This window comes from Streptomyces flavotricini (assembly GCF_020639365.1).
GTDB classification, from domain to species: Bacteria; Actinomycetota; Actinomycetes; order Streptomycetales; family Streptomycetaceae; genus Streptomyces; species Streptomyces flavotricini.
In genome coordinates, this window is sequence record NZ_JAINUL010000001.1 from 4,799,929 (window position 1) to 4,813,351 (window position 13,423).

Annotated in this window: 12 protein-coding genes; 5 read left to right on the forward strand and 7 right to left on the reverse strand. The window is 71.6% G+C overall.

Annotation, left to right across the window (positions count from 1 at the left end; translation table 11 throughout):
- Nucleotides 1-124 precede the first annotated feature (124 nt).
- A complete protein-coding gene (locus K7B10_RS21770; protein ID WP_229338235.1) occupies nucleotides 125-679 on the forward strand; it encodes a GNAT family N-acetyltransferase in 555 nt (184 codons plus the stop codon).
- A gap of 24 nt (nucleotides 680-703) precedes the next feature.
- Here K7B10_RS21770 and K7B10_RS21775 read toward each other — a convergent pair whose 3' ends face one another.
- From K7B10_RS21775 to K7B10_RS21800, 6 genes are all read right to left on the reverse strand, one after another.
- The gene (locus K7B10_RS21775) at nucleotides 704-2,212 is read right to left on the reverse strand and encodes a P-loop NTPase family protein (RefSeq protein ID WP_229338237.1); all 1,509 of its coding nucleotides are present in this window, start codon (nucleotides 2,210-2,212) and stop codon (nucleotides 704-706) included.
- Complete coding sequence (locus K7B10_RS21780; RefSeq protein ID WP_229338239.1) at nucleotides 2,213-3,631, reverse strand: ATP-binding protein; 1,419 nt, start codon at nucleotides 3,629-3,631, stop codon at nucleotides 2,213-2,215.
- Nucleotides 3,632-3,650: 19 nt separating this feature from the next.
- Nucleotides 3,651-5,213, reverse strand: coding sequence for an SCO6880 family protein (locus K7B10_RS21785; RefSeq protein WP_229338240.1), 1,563 nt, complete (start codon nucleotides 5,211-5,213; stop codon nucleotides 3,651-3,653).
- The gene (locus tag K7B10_RS21790; protein WP_229338242.1) at nucleotides 5,210-6,523 is read right to left on the reverse strand and encodes a hypothetical protein; all 1,314 of its coding nucleotides are present in this window, start codon (nucleotides 6,521-6,523) and stop codon (nucleotides 5,210-5,212) included. The genes K7B10_RS21785 and K7B10_RS21790 overlap by 4 nt, the downstream gene beginning before the upstream one ends.
- Nucleotides 6,513-7,358 carry a DUF8175 domain-containg protein gene (locus K7B10_RS21795; protein WP_229338244.1) on the reverse strand — a complete coding sequence of 282 codons (846 nt, stop codon included), beginning with the start codon at nucleotides 7,356-7,358 and terminating at the stop codon, nucleotides 6,513-6,515. Before K7B10_RS21795 ends, K7B10_RS21790 begins: the two co-directional genes overlap by 11 nt.
- Before the next feature lie 77 nt (nucleotides 7,359-7,435).
- Nucleotides 7,436-7,744, reverse strand: coding sequence for a DUF8827 family protein (locus tag K7B10_RS21800; protein ID WP_008742356.1), 309 nt, complete (start codon nucleotides 7,742-7,744; stop codon nucleotides 7,436-7,438).
- Between the two features lie 501 nt (nucleotides 7,745-8,245).
- Here K7B10_RS21800 and K7B10_RS40900 point away from each other — a divergent pair.
- The gene (locus K7B10_RS40900; protein ID WP_267501443.1) at nucleotides 8,246-8,836 is read left to right on the forward strand and encodes a hypothetical protein; all 591 of its coding nucleotides are present in this window, start codon (nucleotides 8,246-8,248) and stop codon (nucleotides 8,834-8,836) included.
- 19 nt (nucleotides 8,837-8,855) lie between these two features.
- Here the strand turns inward: K7B10_RS40900 and K7B10_RS40905 are convergent, their stop codons facing one another.
- A complete protein-coding gene (locus K7B10_RS40905; RefSeq protein WP_308284617.1) occupies nucleotides 8,856-9,701 on the reverse strand; it encodes a pentapeptide repeat-containing protein in 846 nt (281 codons plus the stop codon).
- A gap of 68 nt (nucleotides 9,702-9,769) precedes the next feature.
- Between K7B10_RS40905 and K7B10_RS21820 the strand changes: the two genes are divergently transcribed.
- The 3 genes from K7B10_RS21820 (at nucleotide 9,770) to K7B10_RS21830 (ending at nucleotide 13,392) form a co-directional block, all read left to right on the forward strand.
- Entirely contained in the window at nucleotides 9,770-10,564 is a 795-nt protein-coding gene (locus K7B10_RS21820) for a thioesterase family protein (protein ID WP_229338246.1), read from the forward strand.
- Nucleotides 10,565-10,625: 61 nt separating this feature from the next.
- Nucleotides 10,626-12,305: a serine/threonine-protein kinase gene (locus K7B10_RS21825; protein WP_229338248.1), complete on the forward strand. Its 1,680-nt coding sequence runs from the start codon at nucleotides 10,626-10,628 to the stop codon at nucleotides 12,303-12,305.
- A 76-nt stretch (nucleotides 12,306-12,381) separates the two neighbouring features.
- Complete coding sequence (locus K7B10_RS21830) at nucleotides 12,382-13,392, forward strand: C40 family peptidase (protein WP_229345283.1); 1,011 nt, start codon at nucleotides 12,382-12,384, stop codon at nucleotides 13,390-13,392.
- Nucleotides 13,393-13,423: the final 31 nt, after the last annotated feature.

The window sequence follows — 13,423 nt, forward strand, 5'->3', positions numbered from 1 at the left end:
TGCAGGGGGGACCCTGTGGGAGAGTAGGACGCCGCCGAACAATCATTGTGGGAAAGCCCCGCACCTTATGGTGCGGGGCTTTTCTGCGTTTACGGCCATGCAGTCCTGTGATTGGATCCGGGGCATGGATCAGTTTGTGATGCGTGCAGTGCGGGCCGACGAGTGGGAGAAGGTCAAGGAGCTGCGGATCACCGCGCTCAATGACCCCGCGGCACCGGTGGCCTTCCTGGAGACCCTGGAGCAGGCCCGGGCCAGGCCCGACGAGTTCTGGCAGGACCGGGCGAAGGGGGCTTCGCACGGGCGGCACGCACGGCAGTTCGTGGCCGAAGCACCTGACGGGCAGTGGGCCGGGTCCGTGACCGTCCTCGTCGAAGAGGGCGGGGCCATCGATTTCTTCGAGCGCGCCATCGCGCAGACCCAAGGGCACCTGGTGGGTGTGTTCGTACGTCCCGAACAGCGCGGCACCGGGCTGACCGAGGGGCTCTTCGCGGCCGCGCTGGAATGGGCCTGGTCGTTGGAGGGGCCGGCACTGGAGCGCGTGCGGCTCTTCGTGCACGAGGAGAACGCACGCGCCGCGGCCTTCTACCGGCGGTTCGGATTCCGGGCGACCGGAGAGGTCCTGCCGGTCCCGGCTGATCCGGGAGCCAAGGAGCTCGAGTACGTGTTGCCGCGTCCCTAGGGGGGTGTCTCGCCCCCACCCCCCCTAGTGCTGGAGGGCTGCTGCCTCCGGCCAGCGGGCGCGGGCCTGTTCGCGACTGCGGGACAGGGCGAGCAAGGGGAGGGGCCCCTCCTGCAGGAGCTCCGGAAGCTGGGGGATCGGGGCCACGGCCGCGACGTCCTCCAGGACCAGCGCGAGTGGTGGGTCGAGCCGGCCGTGGGATGACCGTGCGGCCATGCGGCGGCCGTGCTCGACCACGCTCGCGGCGAGTGCGGTGAGCAGCGGCATCGCACCCGGGTGGGTACGGGGATCTTCCAGCGATTCGCCCACCACGTAGAGAGTGCCCCCTTCGGCCACGAACGATGCCAAGGTCAGTGCATCTGTTCGGTTCGGATTGCAGGCCTCGCGGATGTGGATCGACGTGAGGCAGGAGAGGGCACGGGCCGTCAGGTGCTGTGCCTGTTCACGGCGTTCGGGATGGGCGGTGAGCGCGCTCTCCAGCTCGCCCGCGGCACCGGGGGCGGCCTGGGGATGCGTACGCAGGATGCGGACCGGGTCCTGGGCGCTGTTGCCCTGGGCCCAGCGGTGCAGCTGCTTGAAGGGGCGGTCGTCGAGGGCCACGGCTTGCAGCCAGCTGCGCAGGAGCGTTTCGGCCGTATCGGCGATGGCCGCGTCCATACGGGCCTGGGGACGCACGGGGGCCAGGAGCGCGATCGCGCGGGCGGCGGCGGTATCGCGGTCGGCGCAGGCGTCGGCGGGGTTCCAGTGCATGCGGGCCGGGGTGTCGCAGAGGTGCGAGGGGTCGTAGAGGAGGACCGGGCCGAGTTTGGCGCGGGCGTCCTTCGTCTCCGCCCACAAGGCGGGGGAGGAGGTGACGACCAGGGCCGCGCCTTCGGCTGCCGCCAGGGCCTGGAGGGCCAAGGGGTGGCGCTGTGCCGGGCTGCCGTAGGCCATGCGGGTGGTGCCGTTGCCGCCGCTGTTGTCGGCGGCAGTGGCCCCGTGCCCGCGCGCCTCGAACGCCGGCGGGGCCGGATGCGGCACCGGGGCGGGGACGGGCGGCGTGGGCGCCTGGTGCGGAGCGGCCGGCACCGTGGGCCCGGCGCTGCCGGAGGCGCCGCCCCCGGACCCGCGCGCCTCGAACACCGACGGGGCCGGATGCGCCACCGGGTGCGGATCGGCCGGGACGGGCGGCGGGCCCGGCTTCGACCGGCGGGACCTCGTGCGGGCGATGACGCCCATGACGAAGATCGTCAGGACGAGCAGGATCAGGAGCTGGCTGATGAACAGGCCCCAGAACAGGCCCCAGCCCGAGAGGGCCGAGGGGGGCGTGTCCGGCCAGGCTCCCGGGATGTCGTGCGGTTGAGCTATCAGGGCGCGGACCGCACCCGGGGTACGGGTGAACGTCACCGCGGACGGCCAGGCGCCCTTCGAGAAGAGCGCGGCCAGGCCCGTGGACGTCCAGACCAGGGTCGCCAGACCCAGGAGGAACGCCAGGAGGGCGATCAGGAGGGCGTCCGGGATGCCGCCCGGTTTGGCGTTCCGCTCGTCGTGCATTTAGGCCACCGTTGTCGCCGAGCCCGGGCCGCCGTTGCGGTGGCGTTCCATCAGGAGGGCTCTTTCCTCCGCCTCCAGTTCGGCTGCCAGCAGGTCGTCGGGGAGCTGGGGACCGGACGAGGACTCCGTCATGGCGCGGTCGGTGTAGACCAGGGGGCGTTCGGCCTCCGTGATGAGGTGTTTGACCACCTGCACGTTGCCGTTGACGTCCCAGACCGCGATGCCCGGGGTGAGGGTCGGGATGATCTCCACGGCCCAGCGGGGCAGGCCCAGGACCCGGCCCGTCGCTCTGGCCTCGTCGGCCTTCTGGGCGTAGATCGTGCGGGTGGAGGCCATCTTGAGGATGGCCGCCGCCTCACGGGCGGCCGCCCCGTCGACCACGTCGGACAGGTGGTGGACGACGGCCACGAAGGACAGGCCGAGGCGGCGGCCGAACTTCAGCAGGCGCTGGAACAGCTGGGCCACGAACGGGCTGTTGATGATGTGCCAGGCTTCCTCGACCAGGAAGATGCGCTTCTTGCGGTCCGGGCGGATCCAGGTGTGTTCCAGCCAGACGCCCACGATCGCCATCAGGATCGGCATGGCGATCGAGTTGCGGTCGATGTGGGAGAGGTCGAAGACGATGAGCGGGGCGTCGAGGTCGATGCCCACCGTCGTGGGACCGTCGAACATGCCGCGCAGGTCGCCGTCGACCAGACGGTCGAGGACGAGCGCGACGTCGAGGCCCCAGGCGCGGACATCGTCTATGTCGACGTTCATGGCCTCCGCGGACTCGGCCTCCGGGTGGCGGAGTTGTTCCACGATGTCCGTGAGGACCGGCTGGCGGTCGCGGATCGCGTCGACGACGAACGCGTGCGCGACCTTGAGCGCGAAGCCGGAGCGCTCGTCGAGGCCGTGGCCCATGGCGACTTCGATGATGGTCCGGAGCAGCGCGAGCTGACCGGTCGTCGTGATCGCCGGGTCGAGGGGGTTGAGGCGGATCCCGTCGTCGTTGGCGGCGATGGGATCCAGGCGGATGGGGGTTATCCCCAGCTGCTGGGCGATGAGGTTCCACTCGCCGACGCCGTCCTCGCCCTGGGCGTCGAGGACGACGACCTGGCGGTCCCGGAAGCGGAGCTGGCGCAGGACGTACGTCTTCTCCAGGGCGGACTTGCCGTTGCCGGACTCGCCGAGGACCAGCCAGTGCGGGGCCGGCAGCTGCTGGCCGTACAGCTGGAAGGGGTCGTAGATGTAGCCCTTGCCGCTGTAGACCTCGCGGCCGATGATGACGCCGGAGTCGCCGAGCCCGGGGGCGGCGGTGGGCAGGTAGACGGCCTGCGCCTGCCCGGTGGAGGTGCGTACGGGCAGGCGCGTGGTCTCGACCTTGCCGAACAGGAAGCTGGTGAAGGCGTCCGTCAGAGCGGACATGGGATCTCGCATGGGCGGCACTTCCCTCCAGCTAGCGTCGGATGCCGGTGGCGAACGGCAAGGTGTTGACGAAGGCGCGGTGGTGCTCGCGGTCGCACCACTCCAGCTTCAGGTAGGACTTGCCCGCCGAGGCGCGGATGGTGCGCTTGTCGCGGGCGAGGGCTTCCGGAGAACGCGAGGACACCGTGATGTACCCGACGAGGTTGACTCCTGCCGCACCGCTGGCGAGATCTTCACCTCTTTGGTCGAGGCGGCCGTGGGCGGCGATGTCGCGGGGGTCGACGGTGCGGTTCATCTTGGCGGCGCGGCTGGCGTCGGCCTCGTCGTTGGTCTTCTCGGTGAGCATGCGCTCGATGGCCACCTCGGTGGGCTCCAGATCCATGGTGACGGCGACGGTGCGGATGACGTCGGGGGTGTGGACGAGGAGGGGCGCGAGGAAGTTGACGCCGACCGGGGTCATCGGCCACTCCTTCACCCAGGCGGTGGCGTGGCACCAGGGGGCGCGGGTGGAGGACTCGCGGGTCTTGGCCTGGAGGAAGGTGGGCTCGACCGCGTCGAGTTCGGCCGGCCAGGCGTTGCGCTTGGTCATGGCCTGGATGTGGTCGATGGGGTGGTCCGGGTCGTACATGGAGTGCACGAGGGAGGCGAGGCGGCCCTGGCCGAGGGGCTGGCGGACGCGGATGTCGGCCTCGGCGAGGCGGGCGCAGATGTCGGTGAGCTCGCGGGCCATGACGATGGCGAGGCCGGCGTCGCGGTCGAGCTTGCGGCCCTTGTGGGGGATGCCGGCGCGGGCGATGGTGTGGGCTTCGGCGGCGAGTTCGCGGGTGTAGTGCATGCAGGCGACGAGGTACGCGCGGTGCTGCTCGGAGGAGGTGGAGACCATCGACTGGAGCTGGTCGTACGAGTCGCGCAGCCAGATGGGGGCGCCTGCGTCGCCGCGCTGGGCGACGTCCTTGGCGTGGGCGTCCGGGTCGGCGGGGAGCGTACGGGCGAGCATCTGCAGGCGGGTGACGAAGCCGTCGCCGTTGGCCACGTGCTTGAGGAGGGTGCCGAAGCGGTCGACGAGGGCCTCCTGGTCCTCGCTGTCGCGCAGGCCCACGCCGGGGCCCTCGATCTCGATGGCGGCGGTGACGGTCCTGCGGTCGGCGTGGAGGAGGACGGCGATCTCGTCGGGGCCGAAGGGGGCGGCGAGCCAGTTGATCCGGCCGATGCCGGGCGGCGGGCCGACCTCCACCTCGCGGCCGTCGGCGGCGCGGACGCCGGCCTCCATGGCGGAGGAGCGGTACGTCGTACCGCGGCGCAGGGTGCGCTTGTAGCTGCGGTTGATCTCGAACCACTTGTAGAAGGTGCGGCCCTTGTACGGGACGTACACGGCGGCGAGCGCGAGCATGGGGAACCCGGCGAGGCTGACGATGCGCAGGGTGAGGTCGGGGACGAGCAGGCCGCTCATCATGCCGAAGAACGCACCGACGATGATCAGGGCGATCTCGCCGCTCTCGCGGTTCTTGCCGACGATCGCGTTCGGCCGGGCCCGGCCGATGAGATACGTACGGCGGGGCGCGATCGGGTGCAGCTGGTGTGACTGGGTCGTCAACGCCCGTCACCTCCTGTGTTCCTCGTACTCGAGCTCGTGCGGGGCGGGGGTGTGGCGGAGGGGATGGATCCGCTGCCGGCCCCGCCGCCGGAGGTGGGGCGGCTGCTGTGGGCGGCCACGCCTCCGGAGAGGGGGTTGGCGGGGCGGGGGGCGCTGGAGCCGCCGCCGTCACCGCCGCCGCGGTGGGCGCCGCGGCTGCTGTGCGTCTTGATGCCCTGGGATACGAGGGAGGCCGGGGAGCTGATGACGGCGGCGGCCTGGGCGCCGTCGGTGGCCTTGCTGCGGTTGGACCGGGCGGAGGCGATCTCGTCGCCGAAGCCGGGTACGAAGCGGTAGATCATCGCGGAGGCGAAGATGGCCAGGAGGATGATCGCGAGGCCGGAGACCACGGCGGAGAAGGCGTTCGGGCCCTTCTCGCCCGCGAGGGCTCCGGCGAGGCCGAGGACGATGACGATGACCGGCTTCACGAGGATGACGGCGATCATGATGCCGGCCCAGCGGCGGACGTGGCCCCAGAGGTTCCGGTCGACGAGCCCGGCGTAGACGACGACGCCGAGGAGGGCGCCGACGTAGAGGAGGGCGGCCCGGATGAAGAGTTCGAGGAAGAGGACGCCGGCGGCGACGACGGTGACGAGGGAGACGACGATCAGCATGATCGGGCCGCCGCCGATGGAGTCGCCCTTCTTGAGGGCCTCGATGAAGGAGCCGAAGAAGACGTCGGTCTGGCCGCCGCTCGCCGATGCGATGACTTCCGTGACGCCGTCGGTCGCGGAGACGACGGTGTAGAGGATCAGGGGGGTGAAGGCGGAGGCGAGGACGGTGAGCCAGAGGAAGCCGACGGCTTCGGAGATGGCGGTGGTGAGGGGGACGCCGCGGATGGCGCGCTTGGCGACCGCGAAGAGCCAGAGCACCAGCGTGAGGATGGTGGAGGCGGCGAAGACGACGGCGTACTGCTTGAGGAAGGCGCCGTTGGTGAAGTCGACGTTGGCCGTGCCGTTGATGGCTTTGCTGAGCTCGGTGACGATCCAGGCGGCGGCGTCGGCGCAGCCCTTGGCGAGGGAGGCGAGGGGGTTGAGGGCGTCGGCGGGGTCGTTGGGTGCCAGGCCCGTGCGGGGGGCGCCTGCGGCGCCATCGCCGCGCTCGCAGTAGTCCTTGGCCGGGCCCACGATCAGATCGCACCGGTTGTCGTTGGGCGGGGACGGGGACGGGGATGGTGTGGGTGCGGCGAACGCTCGGGCCGACAGGAGCACGGCTGCTGTTTGTACGGTGGCCAGGGCCCCGGCGATGCGGAGGGTGCGGCTACCGGGCATAGGTGAACCCTCCGAACTCGGTTGCGGCTTTTGCGATCTCCTCGGCCGTGGAGGCGGTGCGGTCCGTGTGGACCGGGGCCGGGCCGTCCTTCTGGGCGAAGTTCTCGACCTTCCAGTCGTTCTCGGACCAACGGAGGGTCAGCGTCATGGTGAACCAGTCGTTGCTGACCGGATTGGTCGAGCCGACACCCGCGGTGCCGAACGCGCCCGTGCACCACACGTCGACGGTCGCGGTGCTGTCGGAGTACTTCGTCGTTTTGGCGCCGACCGGCACGGTCCGCGAGATGTAGGTGAGGCCCTGCGCCGCGTTGCCGTTGGCGTCCAGGCCGGCCTGGTCCAGGAAGGCTTTGCCGTACGCCTGGTCGAGGCGCGTCTCGAGCTCGGACACCTTGTCTGCGACGAAGACCTGACGGACGATCTGGCGACGCATCTGTGGCTTCAGAATGTCCGCGGAAACGAGCGCGACCGCGTAGTTGGCGGCGGCCGATTGGGCGCCCTGCTCGTCGTGGCCGAAGCCCTTTGGAACGGTGCCGTTCTTGCCGTCCACCGGGCGGGTGCCTGTGGCTGCCGTGGAGGCGGGGGGCGGGGGGGTGTCCGCGGTGGGGGTGGTGGGGGTGTCTCCGGATTGGTTGGCGAAGGCGATCGCGGCGATCAGGAGGACCACCACGCCGACCACCGTGACCAGACCGCGCGAGGCGCGCGGGGTGCGGCGGGGCGGGGTGCCGTACGGGTCGGAGGCGGACTCCGGGAGGCGGGTGCGGGTCTGGCCCGTGCCGCCGACTTCGCCGTACCCGCTGCCGCCGGCGCCGCCGCCGTACTGGTCGTCGTTGCTCATTTCCGTGTCCGCCCCCTCCGCCTCGTACGACGGTAGCGCTGGTTGTCTTCAGGTCCGGGAGCCGGTGGGCGGCCCGGCTAGACGGCCATTCCGTAGACGATGGTGAAGAGGGTGCCGAGGGAGCCGATGATGAACACGCCGGTCAGGCCGGCGACGATCAGGCCCTTGCCCTGCTCCGCGCTGAAGGTGTCGCGCAGGGCGGTCGCGCCGATGCGCTGCTTGGCCGCGCCCCAGATGGCGATGCCGAGGCAGAGGAGGATCGCGACGGCCATGACCACCTCGATCATGACCTTCGCTTCATTGCCGAGACTGCCGAACGGCCCCCAGTTCGGGGCGATTCCGCCGATGATGGTGGTGATGTCGCCCTTTTCGGCTGCCAGGATCATGTAACTCACCGCCCCTGTATGGGTAGTTCCGGTAGCCCGTGCCCGACGGCAGGGGTCACGCACTATCTTCGCTGATGAAACCGCCGTCGTACGTCGACTTGACGGCTCTCTTTACCCGATCTCTCGCCCTTCGACCCGCCCGTGCGCTCTGACCTGGGCACGGGCGGCGGGTACGCGAGAGAACATATGGTCACTCTGTGTATCACGGTGGGTGACCCCGGGCAATGATTGCCCTCTCGGCGTGCGGGGGGCCGCGCGGGTGGCCGCCGTTCGGCGCAGTGTGCGGGCGTGTCGTTGGGCCGAGTCGCTGACGTTGGTCCGACATTCCGTCAGTCGTTCCATCCCCACGGGGGGTTGTGGGAGATGCTGCGGCCCGTTCGGTAGGACGAGGCGAGGAGTGGACGGATGGGTTCCGCAGTGCATTGCGGTCGGCGCGCGTGGCTGGCCACTGGGTTTGCAGTTCCGCTGGCGATCGCGCTCGCGGGTACATCGGTTCCGGCGATGGCCGCCGCCCAGGGGACGGGAACGGCGGTCGCGCCCGGCTGGAGCAGCAGCAAGTGTCCGGAGCCGGACGCGAGGACGTTGCCGGCCAAGGCTCCCGGCAAGGCCGCCAAGGCCAGGAAGGCGGCCAAGCCTGCGAACCCGTGCGGTCCGAAGGGCGACCGCGGGCCGCAGGGGCCCAAGGGCGATCGGGGTCCGAAGGGCGACCGCGGGCCGCAGGGGCCCAAGGGTGACCGGGGTCCGAAGGGCGACCGCGGCCCGACCGGGCCGCACGGGCCGTGCGAGGACATCGATACGGCCCTGGGGCTGAGCGACACGGAGTTCAGCGCCGTGCTGCACCGGGGGCGGACCTCCCTGGGCGTACGGGAGACGAACACGCCGGTCGGCTCGTACACCTGGAGGGACCTCACGACGCAGCTCAACCCGGGGCACCCGCGCAACGCGTGCGGGGTCGCGGTCAACACCTTGGGCTTCACGGTGTACGTGAAGGTGCTGACGACCACGGGCGACGTGTTCGAGAACCAGTGCACCTACACGCCGGCGGCCGTGCTCAGCTGTCCCTCGGGCTGGACGGCGATCATCAGGCCGTGACCGCGTGTCGCCGGCGGATCTACGCGGTCCAGTGGGCGGGCCGGGCCAAGGTCGTCGGGATCTTGGTCGCGGCGTCGCCCCGGGCCGCGCCCAGCTGGGGCTGGGTCAGGAAGAGGGCGTCGCGCAGGTCCGCTCCGCGCAGGTCGGCGTCGCGGAAGTCGGCGCCGATGAGGTCGGCGAGGCGCAGGTCGGCGCCGCTGAGGTCCGCGGCGATCAGGTAGGCGCCGCGGAGGTTGGCGCCGCGCAGGTCCGCGCCGGCGAGGCGGGCGCCCATGAGGTCGGCGCCGCGGTGGTTCCTCTTGCGGGCCGGGGCCTTGGCGCGGGCCAGTTCGCTGGCGCGCAGGAGGAGCGCGTTGACGCGCCCGCGCAGGGCGCCGACGTCCAGGGCGGTGAGGGCGTCCGCGTCGGCCGCGGTCCACCGGACGGTCTCGGCCTGTGCGCGGCGCAGGTCCGCGTGGATCGGGGCGGCCGCCGGGAGGGCGAGGGCCCCGGTGACGTAGAAGAGCAGCTCGTGCAGTTGCCGCAGTACGGGGAAGACCTCGTACATCGCGCCGGCCGTGCCGGGGTGCGTGCGCCAGTCACGGCCGCCGAAGGTCACCTGGGAGACCTGCTGGCCCGCGCCGAAGCAGTCGAAGACGGTGCAGCCCTGGAAGCCCTCGTCGCGCAGGCGGGTGTGGATGCCGCAGCGGAAGTCCTCCCGGAGGTTCTTGCAGGGGGTTCCGGCGGCCTTGTTCACGGCGAAGTCGTTGGACTTGGCGAAGGGCAGCGCGACGCAGCACAGCGCGAAGCAGTTGGAGCAGTCCGCCTGCAGGACGGGCAGTGGGGGGAGGGCGGGGCGGGCGGGCGTGGCGGGTTCGGGGGACACCCCTCCATTGTGACCGGTCGGGGGCGGGGGTCTGGCGGGGAGGGTTACCTGTCGGTAGCGTCTGCGCCATGGCGATCTCCGAGGCGTTCTTCGAGCGGGTCGATGCCGGGCGGTTCCTGGCCACCGAGTACACCCGCGGGCCCTGGGACCCGGGCTCGCAGCACGCCGGGCCGCCGGCCGCGCTGCTCGGCCGGGCCGTGGAGGAGCGGGAGGGTGCCCGCTCGGACATGCGGATCGCGAGGATCACGTACGAGATCCTGCGGCCCGTGCCGATAGGGCCGCTGGAGGTCACCACCTCGGTGCTCCGGGCCGGCCGCGGCACCGAGGTGGTCGAGGCCGCCCTCGCCCCGGCCGGGGCCGCGCCGGTGATGCTCGCGCGGGCGCTGCGGATCCGGGTGGCCGGGGAGGCCGTACCGGGCGTGGCGCCGGGGCCGCAGCTGCCGCCGCCCGGGGAGGTGGGGCCGACGCCGTTCTTCCCGGTGCCGTGGGAGACCGGCTACCACTCGGCGATGGAGACCCGGTTCACCGAGGGCGCGTTCGTGTCGCTGGGGCCGGGGACCTGCTGGATGCGGATGAAGGTGGCGCTCGTCGCCGGGGAGGAGACCCGGCCGCTGGACCGGGTGCTGGTCGCCGCCGATTCGGGCAACGGGATCAGTTCGGTGATGGACTTCGGCCGGTACGTGTTCGTCAACGGCGACCTGACCGTGCACCTGCACCGCCACCCGGTGGGCGAGTGGGCCTGCGTGGAGGCCAGTACGAGCGTGGACGCGGGCGGGATCGGGCTGGCGGACGCCCGGCTGCACGACGAGAAGGGGCCCATCGGGCGGAGCGCCCAGAGCCTGTTCGTCGCGCCGCGTTCCTGACGCCCCGGTCCTGGTCAACCCGCCTGTTCCGTACGGGAGTCGGTGTGGCAGTCTCGTGCCGGTGGAGGCTCTGAGAGACGTCGATCCCGCCCGTATCGGGGCGCACGCCCTGCTGGCCCGGCTCGGGGCCGGAGGGATGGGGCAGGTGTACCTCGGGCGCTCGCCCGGCGGCCGCCTGGTGGCCGTGAAGGTGATCCGGGACGAGATCACCGGGCATCCGGAGGCCCTCGCCCGGTTCCGGCGCGAGGCCGAGACCGTACGGGCGGTGCGGTCGGCGTACACGGCGAACCTGATCGACGCCTCTCTGGCGGCGCCGCCGTTCTGGCTGGCGACGGAGTACGTGGCGGGGCCGACGCTCGGTCGTGCCGTGGCGGAGCGCGGCGGTTTGCCCGCGCCGACCTGCCTGCGGCTGTTCGCGGCCCTCGCGGAGGGGCTGGCGAGCGTCCACGCGTACGGGGTGACCCACCGGGACCTCAAGCCGCAGAACGTCATCCTGGGCGCGCAGGGTCCGCAGCTCATCGACTTCGGCATCGCGCGGGGGGTCGGGGAGACGGCCCTCACCCAGGACGGGCAGGCGCCGGGGACGCCGGGGTACACGGCGCCGGAGGTGCTGCTGGGCGCGGAGGCCGGGGCCGCCGCGGACGTCTTCGCGCTGGGCGCGACGCTCGCGTACGCGGCGACCGGGAGGCCGCCGTTCGGTACGGGCGTGGCGGCGACGGTCGGCTACCGGGCGGTGCACGAGCCGATCGACGTGGCCGGGGTGGAGCCGGGGCTGGCGGCGCTGATCGAGGCGTGCGTGGCGAAGGACCCCGCGGCGCGGCCCGGGCCGGCTGAGGTGATCGCCCGGTGCGGGGTGCGGGACGCGCTGATCGACGACCCCGTGTACCCGGGGCTGGGGGCGCTGGGCGAGGCCGTGCCGGTGCACGAGATGCGCACGCGGGGGCCGGGCCTGCCGGCCGGCTACACACCGACGCAGCACGCCCCCGCGGTTCCCGTACCGGGGCGGTGGGCGGGGTGGCGTTCCCCGCGGGCCATGGCGTCCGTGGCAGTGGTCGCAACCCTGTCCCTGGCGGCCTGGATGCTGCTTCCGTCCGGCGGGAAGGGCGAGGGGGGCCGGGGCAAGGACAGCGCGGCGGGTGCCTCGGGCACTCCCGTGCAGACTCCGGGCGCGGGCGGAGCCGCGGCGCCTTCCGCGTCCAACGGCACTGCCAAGCCGCCCGCCGAGTACATCGAGAACAATCAGGTCTCGCGCTACCTGTGGACGCCGTCCACCGACCCCGACCGCGCCGCACACGGTGTCGGCCAGTGCAATCTCGGGGCGGAGCAGAAGGCGCCGGGCGCGGACATGCAGACCTCCGTCACGGTCTCGGGGAAGTCCGTGACCATCGGCATGCGCGTGAAGTACGCCGAGAACAGCCAGACCAAACCCGATCCGTACTACGTGTCGGTGGCGGTCAGGTCCCCGCACGACCTCGATCCGCAGACCGGAAAGCCCTTCCCCATGGACAACCGGGCAGTGGGCTTCACCAGCAAGCCCATCGACATCTACGGCAAATGGAACACGGGCGAGTTCCTGAAGCTCACGTACCCGGACGACTTCGCGGAGCACGTGAACGGCAAGACGCGCCCCGGCGCGCCCCTGGCGAACGACCCGGGGGACTGGACGGTGGTCTTCTACCACGTCGAGGATGAACCTGCGAAGTACGCGAGCATCCACTGCACGGGGTTCCAAGTGGCGTAGTGGATCGGGCGACACGGGCGAATCACACGTAAAGGCGACGGGGATGGGGGAGTGTTGACGGGTGCGCAGATTCTGGATGGCAGGCGGGATCGGGATCGGGCTCTGTCTGAGCTTCCTCGTGCTGATCGTGGTGGGGACGTACTCGGCCGCGGCCGGCCTCGCCGGAGCCGGGGCGGCCGGGGGCCGCGCGCTCGGGCTGGCCAAGGGGGCCGTGCCCGCGAAATACCAGAGCCTGGTGCAGAAGTGGGGCACGCTGTGCCCGGCCATGACCCCGGCGCTGTTGGCCGCCCAGCTGTACTCGGAGAGCGGCTGGAACCCGAACGCCGTCAGCCCGGCCGACGCGCGTGGCATCGCGCAGTTCATCCCGGGTACCTGGGCCGGACACGGCATCGACGGGGACGGTGACGGCGACCGCGACATCTGGGACCCCAACGACGCGATCCCCTCGGCGGCTTCGTACGACTGCGAGCTGGCCAAGGACGTGGCGGGCGTGCCGGGGGACGCGACGAGCAACATGCTCGCGGCCTACAACGCGGGCGCGTACGCGGTCATCAAGTACGGCGGCGTGCCCCCGTACAACGAGACGCAGGGGTACGTGAAGGCCATCACGACCCTTGCCAAGAGTTTCGAGCGGCCCGTGGGGCGGGTGGCGCCCTCGCAGCAGGCGGCCGGGGCCATCTACTTCGCCCAGAAGCAGTTGGGGACGCCGTACCTGTGGGGCGGGAACGGGACGCCCGATCAGGACGGGCGGTTCGACTGCTCCGGGCTGACCAAGGCCTCGTACGAGTCGGTGGGGATCGAGCTGCCGCGCGTGGCCAACGACCAGTACAACGCCGGTCCGCACCCCTCGCGCGAGGAACTGCTCCCCGGAGACCTGGTGTTCTTCTCCGATGATCTGACGAACTCCCGGGCGATCCATCACGTCGGCCTCTACGTGGGCGGCGGGTACATGATCAACGCCCCGTACACCGGCGCCGTGATCCGCTTCGACAAGATCGACAGCCCGGACTACTTCGGCGCGACGCGTGTCACCAAGGACGGGGCCGCGGCCCTGCCCGACCGCGGTGCCGACGCCAAGTCCTCGTGATCCCACCGTCCTTGCCACGCTGAGTCAACCC